The 17,427-nt window shown below is 39.4% G+C and carries 15 protein-coding genes; 11 read left to right on the top strand and 4 right to left on the bottom strand.

The features are described from left to right. Positions 1–345 precede the first annotated feature (345 nt). Entirely contained in the window at positions 346–2,550 is a 2,205-nt protein-coding gene (locus tag QZL88_RS19015; RefSeq protein WP_296944017.1) for a glycoside hydrolase family 3 C-terminal domain-containing protein, read from the top strand. A 148-nt stretch (positions 2,551–2,698) separates the two neighbouring features. After that, positions 2,699–4,291, top strand: a complete 1,593-nt coding sequence (locus QZL88_RS19020; RefSeq protein WP_296945141.1) for a glycoside hydrolase family 43 protein — start codon at positions 2,699–2,701, stop codon at positions 4,289–4,291. Between the two features lie 114 nt (positions 4,292–4,405). On the opposite strand, the gene QZL88_RS19025 is transcribed toward QZL88_RS19020, so the two are convergent. Continuing rightward, positions 4,406–5,167 carry a GDSL-type esterase/lipase family protein gene (locus QZL88_RS19025; protein WP_296944018.1) on the bottom strand — a complete coding sequence of 254 codons (762 nt, stop codon included), beginning with the start codon at positions 5,165–5,167 and terminating at the stop codon, positions 4,406–4,408. A gap of 166 nt (positions 5,168–5,333) precedes the next feature. Continuing rightward, the gene (locus QZL88_RS19030) at positions 5,334–5,609 is read right to left on the bottom strand and encodes a hypothetical protein (protein WP_296944021.1); all 276 of its coding nucleotides are present in this window, start codon (positions 5,607–5,609) and stop codon (positions 5,334–5,336) included. Between the two features lie 543 nt (positions 5,610–6,152). Here QZL88_RS19030 and ilvD point away from each other — a divergent pair. From ilvD to ilvC, 7 genes are all read left to right on the top strand, one after another. Further along, on the top strand, positions 6,153–7,985 hold the full coding sequence (ilvD, locus tag QZL88_RS19035; RefSeq protein WP_296944023.1) for a dihydroxy-acid dehydratase: 1,833 nt from the start codon (positions 6,153–6,155) through the stop codon (positions 7,983–7,985). Positions 7,986–8,001: 16 nt separating this feature from the next. Next, entirely contained in the window at positions 8,002–8,529 is a 528-nt protein-coding gene (locus QZL88_RS19040) for a DUF2628 domain-containing protein (protein ID WP_296944026.1), read from the top strand. Positions 8,530–8,540: 11 nt separating this feature from the next. Continuing rightward, a complete protein-coding gene (locus QZL88_RS19045) occupies positions 8,541–9,530 on the top strand; it encodes a zinc-binding dehydrogenase (protein WP_296944029.1) in 990 nt (329 codons plus the stop codon). A 15-nt stretch (positions 9,531–9,545) separates the two neighbouring features. Continuing rightward, complete coding sequence (gene ilvB / locus QZL88_RS19050; protein ID WP_296944030.1) at positions 9,546–11,246, top strand: biosynthetic-type acetolactate synthase large subunit; 1,701 nt, start codon at positions 9,546–9,548, stop codon at positions 11,244–11,246. Positions 11,247–11,307: 61 nt separating this feature from the next. After that, positions 11,308–11,859, top strand: coding sequence for an acetolactate synthase small subunit (ilvN, locus tag QZL88_RS19055; protein WP_006797813.1), 552 nt, complete (start codon positions 11,308–11,310; stop codon positions 11,857–11,859). Positions 11,860–11,929: 70 nt separating this feature from the next. Then, positions 11,930–12,664 (top strand): acyl-ACP thioesterase domain-containing protein, encoded by a 735-nt coding sequence (locus QZL88_RS19060; RefSeq protein WP_296944034.1) that lies wholly within the window; start codon positions 11,930–11,932, stop codon positions 12,662–12,664. Between the two features lie 56 nt (positions 12,665–12,720). Next, positions 12,721–13,767 (top strand): ketol-acid reductoisomerase, encoded by a 1,047-nt coding sequence (gene ilvC / locus QZL88_RS19065; RefSeq protein WP_296944037.1) that lies wholly within the window; start codon positions 12,721–12,723, stop codon positions 13,765–13,767. Positions 13,768–13,840: 73 nt separating this feature from the next. Here ilvC and QZL88_RS19070 read toward each other — a convergent pair whose 3' ends face one another. Next, the gene (locus QZL88_RS19070; RefSeq protein WP_296944040.1) at positions 13,841–14,413 is read right to left on the bottom strand and encodes a hypothetical protein; all 573 of its coding nucleotides are present in this window, start codon (positions 14,411–14,413) and stop codon (positions 13,841–13,843) included. A 395-nt stretch (positions 14,414–14,808) separates the two neighbouring features. Continuing rightward, positions 14,809–15,750, bottom strand: coding sequence for a malate dehydrogenase (gene mdh, locus QZL88_RS19075; RefSeq protein ID WP_296944042.1), 942 nt, complete (start codon positions 15,748–15,750; stop codon positions 14,809–14,811). A gap of 242 nt (positions 15,751–15,992) precedes the next feature. Here mdh and QZL88_RS19080 point away from each other — a divergent pair, with 242 nt between their 5' ends. Both QZL88_RS19080 and QZL88_RS19085 read left to right on the top strand, forming a co-directional pair. Continuing rightward, entirely contained in the window at positions 15,993–16,883 is an 891-nt protein-coding gene (locus tag QZL88_RS19080) for a hypothetical protein (protein ID WP_296944044.1), read from the top strand. Then, on the top strand, positions 16,883–17,377 hold the full coding sequence (locus QZL88_RS19085) for a GNAT family N-acetyltransferase (RefSeq protein ID WP_296944047.1): 495 nt from the start codon (positions 16,883–16,885) through the stop codon (positions 17,375–17,377). Before QZL88_RS19080 ends, QZL88_RS19085 begins: the two co-directional genes overlap by 1 nt. Positions 17,378–17,427 lie beyond the last annotated feature (50 nt).

Genomic DNA, 17,427 nt, shown 5'->3' on the forward strand with positions numbered 1-17,427 from the left:
AGATTTAACCACTAAGTACACGAAGGAAATCACAAAAGGTATAAAGGCTAAAAAACTGTTACATGTGTTACTTTTTGCATTTTATACAGGATAGTTACCCGTATAGCAGCTAGCCGGAAGACACAAGGACATACCTAACAAGAACGGAAAAGGTAACAGGTAGAAAAGATTGTAAAATGTGTAACTTTTACATACGCTGCGCTCCTGTGACTGTTGGTTGTAACTTTGTGGAAAAGCTACAACTAAATGAGGTATTACTGTTGACCGTTATCTATTGACTAAAAACTGTTTTAATCATTAACTGGCATAATTAAAAAACATAATTAATAAAAATTATAAGATAACATGAAAAAAACATTTATTTGCGGCTTGCTCAGCCTTTTCTTAATGAATAATGTGCAGGCACAAACAAACACTACTCCGGTTTATCTGGATGATAGTAAACCTATAGAGACCCGAATAGAGGATGCCTTATCGCGCATGACTCTTGAAGAAAAAGTGGCTTTCATCCATGCACAGTCTAAGTTCAGTACACCCGGAGTTCCCCGTCTGGGCATTCCCGAATTGTGGATGAGCGACGGCCCTCATGGTGTACGTATGGAAATAGATTGGGATACATGGGCACATGCCGGATGGACAAACGATTCGTGCACGGCTTTCCCTGCACTGACATGCCTTGCCGCAACTTTCAATCCGGAATTGTCATCATTATATGGGAATGCTATAGGCGAAGAAGCCCGCTACAGAAAAAAAGATATATTATTGGGCCCGGGGGTAAATATTTACCGCACACCGATGAACGGACGCAACTTCGAATACTTGGGTGAAGATCCCTATCTGGCATCTAAAATGGTCGTACCCTATATTAAAGGTGTACAGCAGAATGGAGTGTCGGCATGTCTGAAACATTTTGCGCTGAATAATCAGGAAGTATGGCGTAATGTAATTGATGTAGAAGTAAGTGACAGGGCATTATACGAAATTTATTTACCTGCATTTAAAGCCGGAGTTCAGGAAGGTGGGGTATGGTCTGTAATGGGCTCGTACAACAAATTCAGAGGACAGTATTGTAGTCACCACGAGATATTAGTTAATAAGATATTAAAAGGTGAGTGGGGCTATGATGGCATTGTCGTAACAGACTGGGGTAGTGCCCATGATACAAAAGAAGCCGCTCTTTACGGACTGGACGTGGAAATGGGAACATGGACAAATGGCTTGACTTGGGGCGAGAGCTTCGCATACGATAATTACTATCTGGCTCAGCCTTATCTGAAAATGTTGAAAAGCGGAGAATTGCCGATGTCTACTCTCGATGATAAAGTGCGCCGTGTGCTTCGCCTGACATTCCGTACTAATATGGACAGGGAACGACCATTCGGAAGCTTTGCTACAAAGGAACACGCCGAAGTAAGCCGTAAAGTAGCCGAAGAAGGCATTGTTTTGATGAAAAACACCAATAACTTTTTCCCTATTGCAAAAGGCAGATATAATAAAATTGTGGTGATTGGCGAAAACGCTACACGTTCGCTTACCGTGGGAGGTGGTTCGTCGGAACTGAAAGTGAAAAAAGAAGTTTCGCCACTCGAAGGGTTGATAAATAAATATGGTGCAGATAAAGTATTCTATACAATGGGCTACGGTTCCGGCCCAACGGTATATGATAATTTTGTACCGTCACCATATAATGTCGATTCATTGAAGCGTGAGGCTCTGGCATTAGTTAAGGATGCTGATGTCGTTCTTTTCTTCGGCGGGCTGAACAAAAATTATCAGCAGGATTGTGAAGGGGCCGACCGCATCACTTATGATCTTCCTTTCGGACAAAATGAATTGATAGAAGACTTGCTGAAAGTGAATAAGAATACGGGGGTAGTTATTGTTAGCGGTAATGCCGTGGCAATGCCATGGTTGGATAAAGTACCCGCATTGATGCAGTCTTGGTATCTTGGTTCTGAAGCGGGTAATGCGACAGCGAATATAATAGCAGGTGACATAAATCCGTCGGGTAAACTACCTTTCAGTATTCCTAGAAAACTGGAAGACAACGGAGCGATGTCATTCGGTACTATTTCTTATCCGGGCGACAGTATCACACAGATATATAAAGAAGATATACTAGTAGGTTATCGCTGGCACGATACAAAGAAGATACCGGCATTGTTTCCGTTCGGATACGGCTTGTCATATACTACATTCGAATATGGGAAAGTATCCGCCGACAAGAAAGAATATGGGAAAGATGATGTTATAAAAGTTATTTTTACGCTTTCCAATAAAGGAAATGTAGCCGGTGCGGAATCTGTACAGATATATGCATCGCAGGCAAAACCATCACTGGAACGTCCCGCTAAAGAACTGAAAGCATTCAAAAAAGTATTTCTTAATGCAGGTGAAAGTAAAACTGTAGAACTATCTGTACCTGTGAAAGATCTGGCTTTCTTCGATGATAAAGCTCACAACTGGGTAGTAGAGTCGGATAAATTTACACTGCATTGTGCGGCATCGTCTGCCGATGTGAAAAGTTCAGTAACTGTTCAGATTAAATAAGTGATATTCTTCTTGTCATTCTGAACGAAGTGAAGAATCCCTTGTGGTCATATAAAGAAAAGGGAATATGGAGATTCTCCACTTCGTTCAGAATGACAAAGGGAGCGCAAAAACAACCCCAAAATAGTAATATATGAAAAAGCATAAAATGAAAAATAACCTATTTCGATTATTTATTATTATGGTTTTGGTGACTATATTCACTGTGAATGTATTTTCTCAGTCCGGCTATAAAAATCCTATCCTAAGGGGATTTAATCCCGATCCCAGTATTTGCCGGGTGAACGATGATTTTTATATGGTTACCTCTTCTTTCGAGTATTTTCCGGGTTTGCCCATTTATCATAGCAAAGACCTTGTTAACTGGCGGCAGATAGGGCATTGCCTTACCCGCGATTCACAGCTCCCGTTACACAAGGCTCCGGCTTCGGGAGGGCTGTTTGCGCCGTCTCTGCGTTATCACGATGGGCTGTTCTATGTGATATGTACAAACGTGTCGGGTGGAGGTAATTTCTTTTGCACGGCGACAGATCCTGCCGGCCCGTGGAGCGAGCCTACATGGGTAGATATAAAAAGTATCGATCCCGATATCTTCTGGGACGAAGATGGTAAAACTTATTTCGTTACACAAGGTGATGAAGGTATCAGAGTGACAGAAGTAGACCTTAAAACAGGAAAAGTGATCGGTCCCGAGCATCTTGTGTGGGGAGGTATCGGAGGACGTTTCCCAGAAGCTCCTCATATTTATAAGAAAGATGGGTTTTACTACCTGCTACTGGGTGAAGGCGGTACGGAATATATGCATAGTGCAACGATAGGACGCAGTAAAAATCTTCTTGGCCCTTACGAATCATGCCCACTAAATCCTATACTTACACATGCAAACAGGATAGGGCAGGGGAATCCGATACAGGGCGTAGGACATGCCGACCTGGTGCAAGCCAATGATGGCTCGTGGTGGATGGTATTCCTCGGATTCAGGGTTACGCAGGTATATTCCTATTATCATATACTCGGGCGGGAAACATTCCTTGCTCCTGTAGACTGGCCGAAAGGCGGGTGGCCACAGGTGAACGGGAATGGGACTATTTCGCTGGGAATGAACGTACCTACATTGCCGTTGCATCCTTTCAAGAAAGCTCCGTTACGAACCAACTTTGATGAGGAAAAATTAGGTTTTGACTGGCAGTATCTGCGCAATCCCATAAGGGAAAACTATTCTCTTACTGAAAGAAAAGGTCACTTAAGAGTCAGTGCATCACCATATACATTGAATGAAACCGAGGCTGTATCTTTCGTGGCGCGCAGGCAAACAGAACATGACTTCAGAGCAGAGACGCTTCTTGAATTTGAATCTTCTGCCGAAAATGAAGAGGCCGGAATCATACTTATTCAGAACAATACACACCATTATGATTTATTCCTTAAAAAAGTAAAAGGACAGCATATCGTTCAATTGCGTGTACAGGTAGGTTCACTTTCTTATATAGCAGCCGAAAAAGAGCTTAAAGGCAATAAAGTGAGATTTAAAATTGAAGGTGCTCCGCAGCAATATTCATTCTTTTGTTCCGAAACAGAGAATGGAGATTATAATGAATTGGGAAAACTGGATACCCGTTATCTTAGTACCGAGGTTGCAGGAGGTTTCACTGGTGTAATGATAGGGCTATATGCTTCGTCGAATGGAAAGACAAGTAAGGCGAAAGCATATTACGACTGGTTCGACTATGAGGTGAAATGACATTTATATAAGATTATTCTCATGTCATGTTGAACGCAGGGAAACATCTCCTCTATAATTAAAAGAGATTCTTCCCTGCGTTCAGAATGACAAAGATATAGTAAACGTTATTTCTCAAAATAAGACTGCCGTTTTCTCTATCCACATATCAGCCATTCGTTTATGAGCTGCGGCAGTGGGATGAATACCGTCCCAAAGCCAATAAGTTGTCGGAACATCTGGGTATCTGCCTAATAGATTGTCGTATAATTTATCGAATGGAACAAGGACTGCATTATAGTCCGATGCGATCTTTTCTATAATTTTGCTGCATTCACCAAGCAGTCGATGACGTAAAGTCCATGGTCCCTGCTTGTTCAGATTTTCAGTTTCATAAGCAAAAGGTGTACACAATACGATTTTGAGATTCGGATTCTTTTCTAAAGATAAATCCAGAAGGTTACGGTATTTCGTATCCCAAGCAACCAGATCAAATTCTTTATCTGTTCCGCTTCCTAAATATCGGGCTATGTCATTGGTACCTATAAGAATGGATAATATATCGGGATTTATTTCCAGAACATCGTCCTTCCATCGTTTTTCGAGGTCATCTAATGCGTTTCCACTAATTCCTCTGTTATAAAATACATATCCTTGTTCCGGAAATATTCTCATAAAGTGAGCTGCACATAAATACATATAGCCACTACCGAAAATATGGTTTTGATCCCAATGATTACGTTCCGATGATGGCTTTGCACCACCTTCGCCCCAGTTGCCATCGGTGATGGAGTCACCTATATACAGGAATCTTTTGCCTTTCCTTGCTATATCTTGGGCGGAAGTAGCATTTATTATTGTAAGGATTATAAGGATGGATAGTATAGTCTTTTTCATAGCTGAATCTTACGGATCTTGTATATCTGTTTATTTACTATGTAAATATAGTGATTTGTATAAAAAAGTTTGATACGGAATGCCCGAAATATACTATGAATTTTGTGCAGATATCCTTCAGATGGTAAAACAAAAGAGATTACTTTGTAGGTAATCTCTTTATAAATTAAATATTAGATAATGTCGGTATCCCTTTTCTGTTATATCTCAACTCTTTCTCTTTCTTTTTATCCAAATGTTTTTTTGCCCTTGCTTTTCTGATAAGAATATTGACAGAGATGGCTATCGTACAATATATCAGGAATGGAACAACAATAAAATATGGTATATAACTTGTATATTCTCCAAAATCAAAATCGCCCACAGCCAGAATCAGTAAATAAGAAAAGAAAACGATGTATGAAATCCTGTGTATTACCTTGTATTTCTCATATTTTTGCATAATAATCAAATTTTAATCTGTTATAAACTATAAGAAATTAGATTCTTAAAATAATTAGCAGTGAAGTCTTTTCATACGCACCCTTTCTTCTAAAAATATCTATATAATCTGTTTGGATAAACATAGACCTTAAAAAGCAGATCTCCAAATATTTTACATAATCTTTACAATTTCTGGGAGCTTTATTGGATATTTTGATATAAATTGCAGTCGGTTTTTCATTCTATTTAAAACAACTTCTTCTCCAAGAAGTAAAAAAACGATGATAAAATTTGTATTTAAAAAAAAGTTTATAACTTTGTGTTCACTTTTTGATATAAAATTATGACAAATTGCTTTTTACATGTCCTCATTCTTGATATTCTCCTCGTCGGCCAGAATAAATGAGAAAGGTGTGTATATTAGCTCGATAATATAAGGAATAAATAAATATAGCCTTTCTCATTCTTGGGAAAGGCTTTTTTATAATATTCCGGATAATAAATAAACTAAAAGACAACTATAAGCCTGTGGCGATGAGCTAACGGCTAAATTAAGAAAGTTATGGGATTTGAATTAAGAAGTTCGACAAGTACACAAGGTAGACGCATGGCAGGAGCCAGGGCTCTATGGCGGGCAAACGGTATGAAGGAAGAACAGATGGGGAAACCATTGATCGCCATTGTAAATTCATTTACGCAGTTTGTACCGGGGCATGTTCATCTACATGAAATAGGACAAAAGGTTAAAGCCGAAATAGAAGCGTTAGGTTGCTTCGCTGCCGAATTTAATACTATTGCTATCGATGATGGTATTGCGATGGGACACGATGGCATGCTTTATTCTCTTCCTTCGCGTGACCTGATAGCCGATAGTGTAGAATATATGGTAAACGCACATAAGGCCGATGCTATGATTTGTATCAGTAACTGCGACAAGATTACTCCAGGAATGCTAATGGCCGCTATGAGACTGAATATTCCTACTATTTTTGTTTCAGGCGGACCTATGGAAGCTGGCAAGCTCGATGGCCAACAGCTCGACCTGATAGATGCTATGATAAAGTCTGCAGATGATTCTGTTTCCGATAGAGAAGTAAGTTTAATAGAAAAAGCTGCTTGTCCTACTTGTGGTTCCTGTTCGGGTATGTTTACAGCGAATTCGATGAACTGCCTGAACGAAGCTATCGGATTAGCATTGCCCGGCAACGGCACTATTGTAGCCACACATGCCAATCGCATGCAATTGTTCAAAAATGCTGCAAAACAAATCGTTACCAACGCCTATCGTTATTATAGAGATGGGGACGAATCGGTTCTCCCTCGCAAAATAGCAACAAAAACAGCTTTCCTCAATGCTATGACACTCGACATAGCTATGGGAGGTTCTACAAATACCATTCTTCACCTTTTAGCCATTGCACAGGAAGCCGAAGTGGATTTTACGATGGACGATATAGATAAATTGTCCCGTAAAACACCTTGCCTCTGCAAAGTCGCTCCCAATACACAAAAATATCATATACAGGACGTAAACCGTGCAGGAGGTATTTTGGGTATAATGAAAGAATTGGATAGAGCTAAACTAATAGATACTTCTGTGTCCAGGGCTGATGGTCTTACTCTTGCTCAGGCCATAAGTAAATATGATATTACAAAAAATACAATTATAACAAGAGAGGCGGAGCTTACATACAAATCGGCTCCGGGAAACCGTTTTAATTTGGTAATGGGTTCTCAGGACAATTATTTCCCAACGCTCGACATAGACAGGGAAGAGGGGTGTATCCGCAATGCAGAACATGCTTACACCAAAGATGGAGGTCTTGCTATACTAAAAGGCAATATTGCCCTGAACGGATGTGTAGTGAAAACAGCAGGGGTTGACGAAAGTATTTTTAAATTTACGGGAACTGCAAAAGTATTTCATTCGCAGGATGCGGCATGTGAAGGTATTCTGAAGGGTGAAGTTGTCGCCGGAGATGTAGTCATCATTACATACGAAGGGCCAAAAGGTGGACCTGGTATGCAGGAAATGTTATACCCGACTTCCTATATTAAATCTAAGCATTTGGGTAAAGAATGTGCTTTGATTACAGACGGACGGTTCTCCGGAGGTACATCCGGCTTGTCTATTGGTCACGTTTCACCCGAAGCCGCATCAGGCGGAGCCATAGGGCTGGTTCGTAGTGGCGACACCATAGAAATAGATATCCCTAAACGTTCCATTAATGTGAAGCTGTCTGATGCAGAACTGGAAGCACGACGTCAGGAAGAATTGGCAAAAGGGAAGGATGCTTTTAAGCCAAATCGTGAGCGTTATGTATCCAAAGCACTAAAAGCCTATGCAAGCATGGTAAGTTCGGCTGATTTGGGAGCAATAAGAATTATCGAATAAATTAATATATACTGATATGCTAAACGACCGGCAGGAAAATTCATTATTGGACGATATTATCGATGATAAGTTGTATTACAGAACTTTTTTTGGTAAGGATCCCGATTATTATGAAGAGCGCTATGAAAAAATGTTAGCGGGAAGAGCTACAGTGTTTAATGCATATGCTTTCTTTTTGGGATTTTTCTGGTTGGCATATCGAAAGATGTATGTAGAAATAGCTGCACTGGTAGGTATTATGGTCGTTATAGAATGCATTATGATATTCGCTCTTGGAATAGATGATCCTTCAATAGACAGGGTTACAAACTTTATATGGGCGATAATTATAGGTTTATATGCTAATACCTTTTACTTCAAAAAGGCAGAGCGAACAGTAAGGCAGGCCAAAGAGATGTATGCTAATACAGGAGATCAGTTAGATTATGTGGAAAAGGAGGGTGGTGTGTCTGCTATAGGCCCGTGGATTGTAGGTGCAGTCTTCATTGCTATAGTGATAGGAACGATGTTTCTGTATGACTATCTGGCTGTTTATGACTATTAAGAATATACAATATGGATATTATAGCAAAATCGTGGTGCTGGCAACAGCAGGGTAAACCTACAGATCTTATTCTTAAAGAAAAAAGAATAGGGGAGTTAGGTGATGATGAGGTTCTGGTTCGGAATACTGTCATCGGTCTCAACCCTGTGGATTGGAAACTCATAGAGTATGGGTATCCTCAGTGGTCGGCAGGGTTCGTTCCCGGAGTAGACGCGGCAGGTATAGTTCTTGCAGTGGGTGGTCGTATGACTCATATACGAGTTGGAGCACGGGTTTGCTATCATACCGATTTATCAAAGGATGGCAGTTTTAGCACACATACAATTGTACCCGGTTATGCACTTATGCATATCCCCGATAAAGTCAGCGATTTTGCAGCAGCTTCTTTCCCATGTCCATCATTAACGGCTTGGCAGGCCTTTCGTAAAGTGCCGGATATGAAAAACCGTAATGTATTGGTAAGTGGAGCAGGTGGCTCTGTGGGATATTTTCTTACACAATTATTACTCCATACAGGAGCCCGTGTATATGTGACAGCAGGAACAAAGCATCATACCGAATTTCAGGAAATGGGAGTGAGAGAAGCTATAGATTATAAAGATACCGACTGGAAAGATAAAATGATAAGTACTCTACAAGGCAATTTATTCGATGCGGTTTTCGATACCGTAAATGGGAGTCATGCAGCTAGTCTTTCCCCGCTACTCGGATATTATGGGCATCTGATTGCTATACAAGACCGAGTCGAAAAGGCTCCGCTATCAGCATTTACAACATGCATATCGTTGCACGAGATAGCGCTGGGAGCCATTCACAGACACGGTTCGCGCAAGCAGATTGCCGAACTTATGCAAGATGGAGAGATATTGCTGGATAAGATAGGGAACGGAACGTTGAAGCTAAGACAACAATCTGTCGATAATTTTGATAATCTTCCCCTACATCTGGCCGAAATGAAGAAAAATAATACTGAAGTAAAATATATTATAAAAGTTCTATAAGCATTATATATAATCATGAATAAGCAAATAACAGGAAGTGAAGCCCTTATCCGTTCCTTGATAAATGAAGGGGTAGATACTATATTCGGATATCCGGGAGGTGCTATTATGCCCGTATTCGATTGTTTATACGATTTCAAAAAAGAGATTAATCATATCCTTGTTCGTCACGAACAGGGCGCAACGCACGCAGCGCAAGGCTATGCACGCACGTCGGGCAAAGTTGGAGTGGCTCTTGTGACATCCGGTCCCGGTGCCACGAACGCAGTTACAGGTATAGCCGATGCTATGCTCGACAGTACGCCTATGATTGTGATATCCGGTCAGGTTGTTTCTTCCCTTTTGGGTAGTGATGCCTTTCAGGAAGCCGATGTTGTGGGCATTACCCAGCCTATTTCGAAATGGTCGTATCAGATACGCCGTCCCGAAGATATGGCATGGGCGGTTGCCAGGGCGTTTTATATAGCTTCTACCGGTCGGCCCGGCCCGGTTGTACTTGATATAACCAAAGATGCCCAGTTTGGAAAGGTGGATAATTACACATATGAAGAAGAAGCATTTATACGCAGCTATCAGCCAAAGCCTGATGTTAAAGACGCTGAAATAGAAGCAGCAGCGCAAATAATAAATGATGCAAAAAAACCTTTGGCTCTGGTTGGACAAGGCGTTATTTTGGGAAATGCAGAAAAAGAATTACTTGCTTTTCTTGAAAAATCAGGTGTTCCGGCAGCATCCACTGTATTAGGCCTTTCGGCCATACCATCCGATCATCCGCAACATGTAGGAATGTTGGGTATGCATGGCAACATTGGGCCTAACCGCAAGACGAATGAGTGTGATGTGTTGATTGCCATTGGTATGCGTTTTGACGACCGTGTAACCGGAGATTTGAAGACATATGCCAAACAGGCAAAGATTATACATTTCGATATAGATAAGGCAGAAATAAATAAAAATGTGACTGTAACTGCGCGTGTATTAGGCGATGTAAAAGACTCTTTACCCAAAGTTACAGAGAAACTTAAAGGAAATCAATTTCCTGAATGGCTGGCTGAATTCCGGGCTTGCGACGATGAGGAATATAACTTTGTTATCAAAGATGAACTACATCCCGAATCAGGAAAACTGAAGATGGGAGAAGTTATAAATAAAGTATCGGAAGCTACGAATAACGATGCTGTGCTTGTTACAGATGTAGGGCAACACCAGATGATGGGTGTTCGCTATTTCAAATACAACCGTAGCCGTAGCGTGGTTACTTCCGGCGGACTGGGAACAATGGGATTTGGGCTTCCGGCAGCTATCGGAGCTAAATACGGTGCACCTGACCGTACAGTATGTTTATTCGTGGGCGATGGAGGTATACAAATGACTATCCAGGAACTAGGTACTATTATGCAAACTGGCATTGACGTCAAAATCGTAATTTTGAATAATCACTTTTTGGGAATGGTACGCCAATGGCAGGAACTTTTCTTTGACGAACGGTATTCCGAAACAGTAATGAAAAATCCTGATTTTGTGAAAATAGCTGAGGCATATAATATTCCGGCTAAAAAGGTGGATACAAGAGAAGAGTTGGATAAAGCTATAGCGGACATGCTGAGCAGCAAAGGTTCTTATTTGCTGGATGTGCAGGTAGAGGCAAAAGGAATGGTATATCCGATGGTTCCGGCCGGTACATGTGTAACAAATATATTATTGGGAAATGAATAATTAATTAGCAAATTTGAATGTTTGCAAATATGTTAATTCTAAAATTTTCAAATTAAAAATTATGCAAGATAAAACATTATATACAGTAACCATTTTTTCGGAAAATACAGTCGGGCTGCTCAGTCAGGTAACCAGTGTATTTACCCGTCGCCAGCTGAATATAGAAACTCTTTCTGTATCGCCTTCAGCATTGAAAGGGATACACAAGTTTACGATCACTGTTTTTTGCGACGAGGAGATGATAAAGAAGGTCGTTCTGCAAGTCGATAAACGTGTCGATGTTCTGAAATCGTATTATAATACGAATGATGAGCTGATACATCAGGAGATCGCTCTTTACAAACTTTCCACTCCCGATTTTTTGAAAATAGAGTCGGTAGAAGGTCTTATCAGGAGATACAATGCGCGTATTCTCGATATCAATGAAAATAGTGTGGTTTTGGAGAAAACCGGACATTATCAGGAAACGCAGGATTTGTTTGAAGAATTGAGCAAGACAATAGGAGTATTACAGTTTATTCGTTCAGGACGAGTGGCGATCACCAAATCCAAAATAGAGCGGCTTAGTGATATGTTGGCCGAACTGGATAAAAAATACGAAGTAGATAAGTAATGAGTTGTTAACAGATTTGAGTATTTTTACAAATCGTTATTAACTTAATACTAACTCATATACTTATAACATGATGACTCCTATTGGCCGATACGAATTCGGTATTGATGCGTACTTAACAGATTTCAGAGGAAAAGCTACATTGCCGATGATCGGCGGATTTATGCTTCAAGCAGCCACAAAGCATGCAGAAGAACGTGGATTCGGCTATTCAGCAATGACATCCCAGCAACGGGTTTGGGTGCTTTCCCGTATAGCAATTGAAGTATTTGAATATCCGAAAAACGATACGGTAATGGTGCTCAAAACATGGGTGGCCAGTGTTAACAGACTATTTACCGAACGGCATTTCTCATTTGAGGATGAACAAGGAAGGGAGATCGGCTTTGCAAAATCGCTTTGGGCATCTATTGATCTGGTGACTCGCAAACCGACGAATGTTTTGGAATTGGAGGGATTGTCCGATTATATTACCGAAAAGGAAAATCCGATAGAGGGAATGACTAAAATACCAGCATTGAAAGATGATTATGAGGTTGCCACTAACTTTGTCGTTAAATATAGCGATGTAGATATCAATAAGCATCTTAATAGCATGAAATATATTGAGCATTTTGTAGATGTATTTGATATTGACATGTTCAGAGAAAAAGAAATTCGCCGTATAGAGATAAACTATATTTCGGAAGGCCGTTATGGAACAAAACTCGATATTCTTAAGCGAACTGAGAAAGATAATATATTTGTACTTGAAATGAAAGACGGAGATATGACGGTCTGTTCAACGAGAATCACTTGGGATTAATAACATAATAATTATAATAAATAATAAGTTCTTTAATTAATTAAACAAAAACAAAAATGGCAGAAATGAATTTTGGCGGCGTTGTAGAGCAAGTAGCCACCCGCGATGAATTTCCATTGGAAAAAGCAAGAGAAGTATTAAAAAATGAAACCATCGCAGTTATCGGTTACGGTGTACAAGGTCCGGGGCAAGCATTGAATCTTCGCGACAATGGGTTCAATGTAATCATTGGTCAACGCAAAGGCGGTAAAACTTGGGATAAAGCAGTAGCTGACGGTTGGGTTCCGGGCGAAACTTTATTCGATATAGAAGAAGCTGCTGAAAAAGGCACGATAATCCAATATCTGTTGTCAGATGCTGCACAGATAGAAGTATGGCCTCGCCTGAAACCATATCTGACAGCGGGTAAGGCTTTGTATTTCTCTCACGGATTTGGTATCACATACAAAGAGCGTACTGGCATTATTCCTCCTGCCGATGTGGATGTTATTCTTGTAGCTCCTAAAGGTTCGGGAACAAGCCTTCGCCGCATGTTCCTTGAAGGCCGTGGATTGAACTCAAGCTATGCAATATTCCAGGATGCAACAGGCCGTGCTAAAGAACGCGTAATCGCTCTTGGTATCGGAGTTGGTTCGGGATATTTGTTCGAGACAGATTTCAAGCGTGAAGTATATTCTGACCTTACTGGCGAGCGTGGAACATTGATGGGTGCTATTCAAGGTATTTTGCTTGCTCAATATGAAGTCTTGCGCGAAAACGGACACTCTCCGTCTGAAGCATTTAACGAAACTGTAGAAGAACTTACTCAATCATTGATGCCTCTATTTGCCGAAAAAGGTATGGACTGGATGTATGCAAACTGTTCTACTACAGCTCAGCGCGGTGCACTGGACTGGATGGGACCATTCCACGATGCGTCAAAACCTGTCTTTGAAAAATTATACAGAGAAGTGGCTTGCGGAAATGAAGCTCAACGCTCAATCGATACTAACTCGAAACCTGATTACCGCGAAAAACTGGAAGAAGAACTGAAAGCTCTTCGCGAAAGTGAAATGTGGCGTACAGGTGCAGTAGTAAGAAAGCTGAGACCTGAGAATAACTAAGGATAGTTAATCTAAATAAAAAGGCTGAATTTTTTTAAATTCAGCCTTTTTATTTTATGGATAGAGTTACAATTTAATTCGAGAACTGGTGTAACGGCACCTGACGATAATATTGCATCGCTTTTTTCCTTATCACAACTTCTTTTGCAACAATATCTTTGTTTATGTAATCAGTCCATAGAGTACTGATTTCATCACTTTGGATGTTTACAGTATAATTTCCGTAGTTATTTAAAGTATCTACTATTTTCCTAAACCGTTTGCGTTGATCCGTACATTCTATGCTAAATGTTGCTTGCTGATTGTTTGTTGCAAAAAACAGTAAAGTATCAGTATTTTCTTTCCGGACGTATTTAAACATCACGATCTCATTTAAGAGGGTAGAATAAACCACTTTATCTTCATGAATGACAGACAGGTTCGCATTGGAAATATTAACCGTAAATGTTTTAACGAAAGCTTTTTTCAATAAAAGGATAACCGATAATATAAAAACCGGAATCGCAATTATGAGGAGCGAGTCAATACCATTATCAATCAGAGTATTAGAAAAGTAGATAATGGCTGATAAAAAAACTGAAAGTATCAATAGTGTACTGATCGTTAAAGCTTTTTTATTAAACGTTTTAAGTTTAAATGATTTCATTAATGTGGTGTTGTATTCCATTATGTTACTAAGGATATATTCCTATTCAACATTCTATATTGCACTGCCCCAATATATACTACCTATATCCATATAGGTTTCCAATACCATTTTCTAAATCTAGAAAATCACTTTTACCCAAATCCTTCTGTGTTAAAATATAATCTGGGCTTATATTTTATTTGTCTTTAAGTAATTCATTTTATTCAAAATAAAAAGACTGTAACATATACAATTTCTCTTAAAATGACTAAAAATCGTTTACAAAAGTATGAAAGTTATTTATAAATAAAAAATATTTCTAATCAAAAAACCTTTATGTGTATCATATATAAAAAGAAAGCATGTACCCAAGCCGGATACATGCCCTCTACAATTTTAATTTATATGATTTGTTAAATCGCGTTGATTTCTTTCAAAACAACATTTGTTTTGTGAACAGCGGCAGCTGAAGCTTCGAATTTCTCTTTTTCATCAGCAGTCAGTTTCAGATCAATAATTTTCTCCCAACCGTTCTTTCCTAAAACTACCGGAACACCTATGCATATATCATTTTGACCATATTCACCTTCTAATGTAACACAACAAGGGATTACTTTCTTTTGGTCGTGAATGATAGATTCCACAACATATGCTCCTGCTGCTCCCGGTGCATACCATGCAGAAGTACCTAACAAACCGGTTAATGTTGCACCACCGACCATTGTATCAGCCACTACTTTATCCAGAACTTCCTTAGACAGGAATTCTGAAACCGGAATGCCTTTGTATGTGGCCAGACGCGTAACAGGAATCATTGTAGTGTCACCATGACCTCCGATTACCATACCTTCCACTTCATTAGGATTACAGCCCAAGGCTTCGCTCAGGTAGAATTTGAAACGGGAACTGTCTAATGCGCCACCCATACCGATAACACGGTTTTTAGGCAGGCCTGTAACTTTAGAAGCCAGATATGTCATTGTATCCATTGGGTTGGAAATGATAACAAGGATGGCATTTGGTGAATATTTCAGGATGTTTTCAGCAACACTTTTTACAATACCGGCATTTACTCCAATAAGTTCTTCTCTGGTCATACCCGGTTTACGTGGTATACCCGAAGTTATAACTACAACATCTGAATTGGCTGTAGCTGCATAATCATTAGTTACGCCCTTGATACGAGTGTCGAAGCCCAAAAGTTGGGCTGTCTGGTTCATATCTATTGCTTTACCTTCCGAAACGCCTTCTTTTACATCCAGCATTATTACTTCATCTGCCACTTCGTTAAATGCAAGTACATTTGCACATGTAGCACCCACATTTCCGGCACCTACAACTGTTACTTTAGACATAATATTTCTTTTATAATAAATTAATAAATTGATTCCAAGATTTCAAATAGTCAAGCATATCCTATATATTATAGGTGTCATGTCATAAAAGACTAACAAATGTACATGCTTATTCTGATATAAAGAAGATTTTGGTCGTCAAAAATATTGGGAATTATTAAAAAAAGCGAAAGCCATTTATCCTTTTGCTCAATATGCTGAAAACATCTATATTTGTAGTCGCTTAATATTTTAACATAATTATGAGCACAGAACAAAAGAACAATTCTAAGATACTATTAATTGTAATAATCCTGCTACTTGTAGCAATGGGTATAGCTGGTTATTATATATTCAGTCAGAAGACTCAGATAAGTGAGTTGCAGGAGGAGAGTAGTCTAAATAAACAGCAACTGGAAGATGAGTATGAGAATCTTACCATGCAATATGAAGGCTTTAAGCTGAATATCAAAAACGATTCTTTACTACAGAAATTGACTAACGAGCAGGCTAAAGTACAGCGCTTGCTGGAAGAGTTGAAGACTGTAAAAGCCGATAATAAGGCTGAAATATCAAGATTGAACAATGAATTGGCCAGTTTGCGCAAAATACTGAAGTCATATATTGTTCAGATCGACTCTTTGAATCAGGCTAACGAGCGTTTAAGAAAAGAGAAAAGCGAAATAACCAATAAATATCAGGAAGCTACACGTACATTGAATGAAGTGTCGCAACAAAAGCAAAATCTGACTGAAAAAGTTACTTTGGCGGCCAAACTTGATGCTACAGGTATCAGTGTGCAAGCAACTAATAGTAAAGGTAAGGTGCAGAAAAAGATTAATAAAGTAGAACAACTGATAATAAACTTTACTGTTACCAAGAATATAACCGCCGAACCAGGTGAACGGACAATTTACCTGCGGATAATGAAACCGGATAATGATGTCCTGACTAAAAGTCGAACAAATGTTTTTCCATACGAAAACAGGGATATTAATTACTCGATAAAGAAGATCATTGAATATGGCGGCGAAGAAGTTGGAGTAACCATGTATTGGAATGTCGAAGAATACCTGATGCCGGGTACCTATCGGGTTGATATATTTGCAGATGGAAGTCGTATCGGGATGAAATCCTTTACATTGGAAGATTAATGAAAATCATAGAAGCGTCGAAAGATCATTTTTTTATTATCCAGTCGCTTGCCGACAGGATATGGCCTCCTACATTCGCAAATATTCTTACATCCGACCAGATCAGATACATGATGGATATGATGTACAGTACTTCAGCATTGGAAGAACAAATAGAGATGTTGGGACATCACTATCTTTTGGCTGAAGAGAATGGAGAGTATCTAGGCTATGTTTCTTATGAATTCGATTATAAGGATGCTGATATAACAAAAATTCATAAGATATACGTCCTTCCTTCTTTGCAAGGAAAAGGGGTAGGACGTTTCTTTATTGATGCTGTCGTGAGGATAGCAAAGGAATATGGCAATGCTGAATTGTCATTGAATGTAAACCGCTTTAATAAAGCCATTGATTTCTACAAGCGTTTGGGTTTTGAAGTGATTAAAAGCGAAGATATAGACATTGGTAATGGTTTCCTTATGGAAGATTACGTGATGAATAAAAAGCTTTGATCAGAACAATTTTTCCTCTCTATCTGTTTTTAATTCAACAAATAATATAT

Source organism: uncultured Dysgonomonas sp. (assembly GCF_900079725.1).
GTDB lineage: Bacteria > Bacteroidota > Bacteroidia > Bacteroidales > Dysgonomonadaceae > Dysgonomonas.

Bases quoted from the DNA above. Each gene is read 5' to 3' on its own strand.
- QZL88_RS19015 (WP_296944017.1), top strand. From the start codon at position 346: ATGAAAAAAACATTTATTTGCGGCTTGCTCAGCCTTTTCTTAATGAAT.
- QZL88_RS19020 (WP_296945141.1), top strand. From the start codon at position 2,699: ATGAAAAATAACCTATTTCGATTATTTATTATTATGGTTTTGGTGACT.
- QZL88_RS19025 (WP_296944018.1), bottom strand. From the start codon at position 5,167: ATGAAAAAGACTATACTATCCATCCTTATAATCCTTACAATAATAAAT.
- QZL88_RS19030 (WP_296944021.1), bottom strand. From the start codon at position 5,609: ATGCAAAAATATGAGAAATACAAGGTAATACACAGGATTTCATACATC.
- ilvD (WP_296944023.1), top strand. From the start codon at position 6,153: ATGGGATTTGAATTAAGAAGTTCGACAAGTACACAAGGTAGACGCATG.
- QZL88_RS19040 (WP_296944026.1), top strand. From the start codon at position 8,002: ATGCTAAACGACCGGCAGGAAAATTCATTATTGGACGATATTATCGAT.
- QZL88_RS19045 (WP_296944029.1), top strand. From the start codon at position 8,541: ATGGATATTATAGCAAAATCGTGGTGCTGGCAACAGCAGGGTAAACCT.
- ilvB (WP_296944030.1), top strand. From the start codon at position 9,546: ATGAATAAGCAAATAACAGGAAGTGAAGCCCTTATCCGTTCCTTGATA.
- ilvN (WP_006797813.1), top strand. From the start codon at position 11,308: ATGCAAGATAAAACATTATATACAGTAACCATTTTTTCGGAAAATACA.
- QZL88_RS19060 (WP_296944034.1), top strand. From the start codon at position 11,930: ATGATGACTCCTATTGGCCGATACGAATTCGGTATTGATGCGTACTTA.
- ilvC (WP_296944037.1), top strand. From the start codon at position 12,721: ATGGCAGAAATGAATTTTGGCGGCGTTGTAGAGCAAGTAGCCACCCGC.
- QZL88_RS19070 (WP_296944040.1), bottom strand. From the start codon at position 14,413: ATGAAATCATTTAAACTTAAAACGTTTAATAAAAAAGCTTTAACGATC.
- mdh (WP_296944042.1), bottom strand. From the start codon at position 15,750: ATGTCTAAAGTAACAGTTGTAGGTGCCGGAAATGTGGGTGCTACATGT.
- QZL88_RS19080 (WP_296944044.1), top strand. From the start codon at position 15,993: ATGAGCACAGAACAAAAGAACAATTCTAAGATACTATTAATTGTAATA.
- QZL88_RS19085 (WP_296944047.1), top strand. From the start codon at position 16,883: ATGAAAATCATAGAAGCGTCGAAAGATCATTTTTTTATTATCCAGTCG.